Source organism: Polynucleobacter sp. AP-Nickl1-40-C4, assembly GCF_035012665.1.
Lineage (GTDB): Bacteria > Pseudomonadota > Gammaproteobacteria > Burkholderiales > Burkholderiaceae > Polynucleobacter.
This window is the reverse complement of sequence record NZ_JAYGQR010000017.1, coordinates 1-6,773: the sequence shown is the minus strand read 5'-3', so window position 1 is coordinate 6,773 and position 6,773 is coordinate 1. Positions and strand designations below refer to the sequence as shown.

The following is a 6,773-nucleotide window of genomic DNA, read 5'->3' as shown; positions in this document are numbered from 1 at the left end:
GATAAGGAGCTTAGAATGATCCAAGACCGTTTAAACAACCGACCTAGAAAACGATTAGGATTTAAAACCCCCAATGAAGTATTTATGCAGTCCTTAAACCGTGTTGCACTTCGTGTTTGAATCTACGAGTAAATATATGCGGGATTATTCTAATTTTGATTTTCAGGTACCGCAGCAAAATCAATGAACCCTCTTTCGACATGAGTCGAAGTCAGCTTTACTCGAATCAAATGACCTACAGGATAATCATCGAATTCACCAATGAGGCGCCCTTCCACGGGAGGATCAAATATACGGATCCAAGTACCTTTTTCATTTACTCCGGAAACGATTCCACTGAAGTATTGGCCGATACGAGAACGAAGTAATAATGCAGCTTCGGATTTTCTGAGCTGACGCTCTACTTTTTTAGAGGCATCCTCCTGTAGCGTGCAGTGCAATGCCATTGATTTCAGCTCTTGAACAGAATACGGCGGATCCTCTCCGGCAAGAACTGATTTAATAAGCCTCATGGTAATGATGTCTGGATATCTACGATTAGGCGCTGTCGAATGCATGTAGTCACTAACAGCCAAACCAAAATGGCCTATGGGCTGGCTTGAAGGCTTTTCTACAATGTACTCACCGGAGCCCATTAACTTAACTATCAATAGAGATAAATCAGGAAAGCCCACTGGATCCTGCTGGTGCTGCTTCGCCAAAAATGATTCCAAAGCTTGGGCATCAGGCTCATTAGGTAGGCTATAACCATACTCTAGAGCAACCTTGACAATGCGCAACCACTTCTCAGGGGATCGGACCACTCTTCGCATCGAATAAATACCGGCTCGTTCTAAAAACCTTGAGGTGCAACCATTGGTAGCAATCATGAACTCTTCAATAAGCTGACGTGCGCGATTATGGGGTTGCTGCTTAATCTCTGAAATCTCATTGTCGATAAAACTAGCTCTTGGTTGGAAAATATCAAACTCTAGTGAGCCGCTTTCATGGCGCAAGACACGTAGTTTTTGGGCAAGCTCATCCTGTATTTTTAATTGAATATCTAAACCAGACACAGCTTTTGCTGCAGCCGGGAACTGACCACCCCCTTCAAGCCAATCAGAGATGGCATCATAAGCAAGCTGAGCTTGATTGCGGACATTGGCCCTATATATTTCAGTCTTCTTTAAAATGCCCTCATTTGTAAAGTGCATTTCACAAATCATCGCCAAACGATCTTGTCCAGGGTTAAGTGAGCTTAAATTTGTAGAAAGTTTGACAGGAAGCATCGGGAAAATTCTTGCGGACGTATACACAGACCGCGTATTGATAAAGGCATGCTCATCTATCGGCGAACCTATTTTAATTAAGGCGTCTACATCAGCAATTGCTACTAATAAACAGTACTCACGCTCATCTATTTTTTTCAAAACAGTTAACTGATCTAAATCCAAAGAATCATCGTTATCAATAGAGCACCACGGTAGGTCCCTGAGATCTCGAATTAAAGGATTATTCTCAACAGCAGCCCCATTTATTTGAGCGAGTTGCTCACGAACTGCTGCTGAAAAATCGGGCTCCAAGCCCCTCACAATCATCACACCGACTGCAATACGCGCAAGCTCTTCTCGATGATTTTGGTTATTTTTTGTGCGAAATGTATATTGTCTTGAATTACTCAAAGGACTCAAATACCCTTATTTGTAGAAACCCATGTGAAAAATCGATCAAGCCACCCTTTAATGAATTTCCTACTGGCCTCGCCAATAGCACCTGTTTCGTCAAAGAAACCTTCCTTCATTTGAAGGAACATCTCGGGCTGACATAGGGTGGGCATATCCAATGCCGCCAATACACCCCGTAGATGTTGTTGCGCGAGAGCAGTACCTACCGGGCTCGGTGATATACCAATAATGGCCGCTGGCTTTTTAGCCCATGCATTTTGTCCATAAGGTCGCGATCCATGGTCTAGAGCGTTTTTTAAGACCCCGGGAATAGATCTGTTGTACTCAGGGGTAATAAAGAGCACTCCATCACACTGATGAATGTCTGCCTTCATTTTTTTAACGGGATCGGACTGATGCTCATCATCATCCTGGTTATAAAGGGGTAAACCACCAATATCGATCAACTTAAAACTTACATTAGCTGGAGCCATTTTGACAATAGCATTAGCAAGCTGTCGATTGAAAGAATCCTTGCGCAGGCTCCCAACAATAACTGCGATCTGCATATTTTCCATTTAGACAACCGATCTCTTTAATGAACAAAAGGAGTGATTTCGCCAGGCTTTCTCAGCATTTTATTGACTTCATCCAAGTGCATCTCTTCCAGAACAATCATTTCCCTTGCGTACTCTTCAAGCAAAATAGACTGTACGCCAGTAGTTTCTGGGTGAGCACCAGCAGCAATCTTCAGTAAGTTATAGTAAGCAGCTAAAGCAATCGTTTCGTGCTCAAGACTTTCTCTTAATATATCGCCAATGTCATGTTTCTCCGTTTCGAGCAAAGAACCAATTTTGAGCGATGGATGACCACCTAGTAACGTGACAAGCTCTCCAGCTTTATGGGCATGGGCGAGACTTTCATCGGCATTGCCCTTTAGCCAGGAAACAATTGGAATGCGGTTGTAACCAAAAACCATGAGCGAGTAATGGGTGTACTTCACAACCCCAGCCAACTCTAACTCCATTATTTTATTGAGCGCCTGAACGGCCGCTTGATTATTTACAGCACTCATATACCCTCCTTTTTTATTAGGAATCGGTTACTCAATGAATCATCGCTAATAATCACTCTACTCTTTTTGCAATGCAATTCAAGCATTATCCTAAAAAAATCTAAATCAACTTTAAGGGATCAACCCATTCGTCAAATTGCTCTTGCGTCACCCACCCACTGGTCATAGCCGCTTCCTTTAAGCTGATATTTTTCTCAAATGCACTCTTGGCAATCTCAGCCGCCTTGTCGTATCCTATGTGTGGATTTAAGGCTGTTGCTAACATTAATGACCTATTCATCAACTGCTCAATCCTCTCTTTATTCGGCTCGGCCCCCTCTAGACAATGCTGCTCAAATGAACGCATGCCATCACCGAGAATGCGAATGCTTTGCAAGAAGTTATGCAAAATCAGGGGCTTAAAAACATTTAATTCAAAGTTGCCAGATACAGCCCCCATTCCAATGGCAACATCATTGCCCATCACCTGAAAACAAATCATGGCCATAGCTTCACATTGGGTCGGGTTTACCTTTCCAGGCATGATGGAGCTACCGGGCTCATTGGCTGGAATAACCAACTCTCCCAGCCCAGAACGCGGTCCGGAGGACATCCACCGTATATCGGTGGAAATCTTCATTAATGCAGCCGCAAGAGTCTTCAGGGCGCCATGTGCAAATACTAGGGCCTCATGACCGGCAAGAGCAGCAAATTTATTAGCGGCAGATACAAATGGAACATTCGTAAGCCGCTTCAATTCCCCCGAAACGATTTCGCCAAACTTTGGCGGCGCATTAATGCCCGTACCTACGGCCGTTCCGCCAATAGCCAGCTCATAAAGCATTGGAACCGAAAGATCGATGGCCTTTCTAGCCAACATGAGCTGTGCTTTATACCCAGAAAATTCTTGGCCTAGCGTTAAAGGAACGGCATCTTGCAAATGCGTTCTTCCTACTTTAACGATTTCAGAAAATATTTTCTCTTTACGGTCCATACAAGCAATTAGGCTATCCAGAGCTGGTAGCAACAATCGCTCTAATTGGCATACTGCTGAAACATGCATGGCAGAAGGTATTACATCATTGGAGGATTGGCCAAGATTGACATCATCATTCGGGTGGATGGTGCGATCCCTGCCAAGGATGCCGCCCATCAATTGAATTGCTCTATTAGCCAGCACTTCATTCATATTCATATTTGTTTGGGTGGCTGAGCCCGTCTGCCAAATCGAGAGCGGAAATTCATCGAACCACAAACCAGCCAGGATCTCATCAACTGCAAGAAGAAGAGGTTCAGCTTTGGATTTTGATAACAAACCTAAACCGGTATTGGCAAGCAGACAGGCCTTCTTAACAAGGGCCAATGCCCAAATAAACTCAGGTGGCATTTTTTCAGTAGAGATACTAAATTGAACAAAAGATCTTTGGGTTTGTGCACCCCATAACCTCTCATTGGAAACCAGAATATCCCCAAAGCTATCTCGTTCAACTCGACTTGCATACATAAAATAATCTTATACCTCCTGCAAAAAATTACAAGCACTCGGTTAGCGCGCTCTTGCTAGTTCGCTGATTTTGGCGTATACCTAAGGCATAAAATGAGAGTTATAGAGGAGCGATGATGGATGCCACCTTTCACCCACTAAAAGAGCTTTTTAGACAGCTAGGATTGGAATCAGATACGGCTGATATCAATAGATTTATTGCTATGCATGCGCCGCTCAATCCACTGGTATCAATTGCTGATGCAAGCTTCTGGACAACAAGCCAAAAAGAATTTTTAAAGGACGAGCTATTAAACGATGCCGATTGGTCCGAGGCAATTGACCTTTTAAATTCTCAACTCAGAATAATTCGCTAGGAATTTACATGAAGAGAATAGTTGACATCTTTAGCAAAGACTGGTCCCATGAAATCCTATGGACTTACGTCATCGAACTTAGTAATGGACCCAATCAAGGGATTGACGCTTATGAAAACGAAGCTTTACGATTAGCTTTAGAAGACAATAAGGGTGATATGGCATCCATTTTTGCGAAGGTCCGAGAATAGTCTTGAGATCTTTTTACCCCCTGCATCCCCTGTCTTTAATATTCGCAATTAGTTTGACATAAATATCTTGCCTTTAGATCCCAATAAAGACCTGAATCAAACTTGGTGATGACAGTTAAAGATGGGGCTGAATGCCATACGGCTTTTTTACCATATCGATCCTCTACCCAGTCTAACGCTCCTTGCGCTCCCAATCCTCAGGCAGATCGCCACTAAAGATTTGCACCTTACTGGCATGGACATGACCGTCTAATATCTTTTGCTCTGCGATGGACAAAAGTACTAATTGATACTTGGCAAAGAGCTCTAAAGAATTACCCAAAAGGGATTCAGAATCAATGTCCTCTAAAATTTCATAGCTAAAGTGACAGACGATATTTCGGTCATCAATCTTAGCAACGTAGTTAACACCATCATCCTCTGCAAGGGTTGCAGGTCCTATAAATTCTATCTTCATACCAAAATGCTCCAAATGTCAAAAGAAAGACTATTGATAGGCAAACATGATTTGCGATGCTGCCTCCATCATCATTTTACTATACGGATTTTTCAAAGAAAAAACCACTAAGGATGACTTCATGAGTTGCACTGGGTCATGAGCATTGATCCAACTAAAACACCAATGTGATCCATGCAACCTTGCTACCGAGGCTAACCGACAAATCCGCCAGCCAATTACAGCCTCTATTTAGGACGAGGATTGCTCAACCATAATGGACGACTTTTTGCTTCCGATTCAATTACGACCAAATATCGTCCAGGTGTTTTTACTGCAATTCGATCGCTGCGCATAACCCAAAAATGTTGACCTCGTTCCATGGCCTCATCGTAGTCTGCATCCAATATCCCATAATGATCTAGGAAAAAATTCATATCGGCCGGTATACGAATACAACCCTTCGATCGCGCATTACCCAATAAGGGTTCAGCCAGTTGCGGATCGGTAGAATGCATTTGCAAGCGTATTAACATTTTTTGACCATTACCCCAACCGCGGAATTGCTCTACCCAGCCATAATCATAAACACGCATGCCCTTATCGCCATAACCCTTGAATCCAAACTCATTCTTAGTTCCTTCGGCTCGGAAATCAGGATTATGTGATGTAAAAAAGGAATTTGTCGGTTAACCCGACAAACAACCGTCACTTTCCAGGACACTCCTGTTGAAACCATTTGAATTCCAAAAATTCAAGTCTAGTACCAGGAGACTACCCGTCAATACCGCGGCACTTTCTAGACAGGTTTAGACCAATGTCTTAGCAACTGTTTAAACACAATTTGAAATCTTTTAATCCGTTGGTCGCGAGTTCGAATCTCGCCCGACCCACCAGTAATACAAAAGCCTCTAGAGAAGTCTAGGGGCTTTTTCTTTTACCAATCAGCTTAATTAGCATTGTCCCTTCTCTATTGAAGCCTTAACTAGCATCTTGTTTTAATATCATGCTATAATGCATTCATGCTGCATGAATATAGGAGAATGCCATGGGCGCAGTGATAGATCATCAAGTTATTAAATCCATTGGATCCAGCGGGCAGATCTCGCTTGGCAAAGAGCATGCGGGACGTCAGGTATTAGTGGAAACGCCTGAACCTGGCGTTTGGGTGATTCGCACCGCCACAGTTATTCCCGACAATGAGCGTTGGGTACATACGCCAGGCATTAAAAAGGATTTATCAGCAGCCTTGGCCTGGGCACAAAAAACGCCGGCCAAAGCAACTGACCTTTCTAAACTAAAAACGGCTAAAGCTCATGGCGAGAAACGCAAAGCCTGAGCCCTTAGTTGAGCTTGATCTGAATAGCCCCATCTTCCAATCTACCTGGGAGAGTCTGGAGCCAACCGAGCAAGAGAAAGCCTTTGCCACTTTTAAGAAAATCACGCAATTGACCTGGAACCAGTGACCCGTCTGGTTTTATCGGACCAATTTCATCTAGAAACTCTGGCTCCCGTTATTAATTTCTTTTGCCATCCAGCGACAAACTCTGCTGGGGTTTGATAATCCAAGCTTGAGTGTGGCCTGATCA

Annotated in this window: 9 protein-coding genes; 3 read left to right on the top strand and 6 right to left on the bottom strand. The window is 43.4% G+C overall.

The window, feature by feature from the left end:
* Positions 1-149: 149 nt before the first annotated feature.
* The 4 genes from VC182_RS11345 to fumC all read right to left on the bottom strand — a co-directional run bounded on the left by VC182_RS11345 (position 150) and on the right by fumC (position 4,201).
* The gene (locus VC182_RS11345) at positions 150-1,661 is read right to left on the bottom strand and encodes an RNB domain-containing ribonuclease (RefSeq protein WP_323485355.1); all 1,512 of its coding nucleotides are present in this window, start codon (positions 1,659-1,661) and stop codon (positions 150-152) included.
* Positions 1,662-1,666: 5 nt separating this feature from the next.
* Positions 1,667-2,221 (bottom strand): NADPH-dependent FMN reductase, encoded by a 555-nt coding sequence (locus VC182_RS11340; protein ID WP_323485354.1) that lies wholly within the window; start codon positions 2,219-2,221, stop codon positions 1,667-1,669.
* 17 nt (positions 2,222-2,238) lie between these two features.
* Entirely contained in the window at positions 2,239-2,718 is a 480-nt protein-coding gene (locus VC182_RS11335) for a ferritin-like domain-containing protein (protein WP_323485353.1), read from the bottom strand.
* Positions 2,719-2,818: 100 nt separating this feature from the next.
* A complete protein-coding gene (gene fumC, locus VC182_RS11330; protein WP_323485352.1) occupies positions 2,819-4,201 on the bottom strand; it encodes a class II fumarate hydratase in 1,383 nt (460 codons plus the stop codon).
* 113 nt (positions 4,202-4,314) lie between these two features.
* Here fumC and VC182_RS11325 point away from each other — a divergent pair, with 113 nt between their 5' ends.
* Both VC182_RS11325 and VC182_RS11320 read left to right on the top strand, forming a co-directional pair.
* Complete coding sequence (locus VC182_RS11325; protein ID WP_416350591.1) at positions 4,315-4,557, top strand: DUF2789 domain-containing protein; 243 nt, start codon at positions 4,315-4,317, stop codon at positions 4,555-4,557.
* Positions 4,558-4,565: 8 nt separating this feature from the next.
* The gene (locus VC182_RS11320) at positions 4,566-4,748 is read left to right on the top strand and encodes a hypothetical protein (protein ID WP_323485351.1); all 183 of its coding nucleotides are present in this window, start codon (positions 4,566-4,568) and stop codon (positions 4,746-4,748) included.
* A 172-nt stretch (positions 4,749-4,920) separates the two neighbouring features.
* Here the strand turns inward: VC182_RS11320 and VC182_RS11315 are convergent, their stop codons facing one another.
* Both VC182_RS11315 and VC182_RS11310 read right to left on the bottom strand, forming a co-directional pair.
* Complete coding sequence (locus VC182_RS11315) at positions 4,921-5,205, bottom strand: hypothetical protein (protein ID WP_323485350.1); 285 nt, start codon at positions 5,203-5,205, stop codon at positions 4,921-4,923.
* A 227-nt stretch (positions 5,206-5,432) separates the two neighbouring features.
* Positions 5,433-5,780: a hypothetical protein gene (locus tag VC182_RS11310; RefSeq protein WP_323485349.1), complete on the bottom strand. Its 348-nt coding sequence runs from the start codon at positions 5,778-5,780 to the stop codon at positions 5,433-5,435.
* 452 nt (positions 5,781-6,232) lie between these two features.
* Here VC182_RS11310 and VC182_RS11305 point away from each other — a divergent pair, with 452 nt between their 5' ends.
* On the top strand, positions 6,233-6,523 hold the full coding sequence (locus VC182_RS11305; protein WP_323485348.1) for a hypothetical protein: 291 nt from the start codon (positions 6,233-6,235) through the stop codon (positions 6,521-6,523).
* Positions 6,524-6,773: the final 250 nt, after the last annotated feature.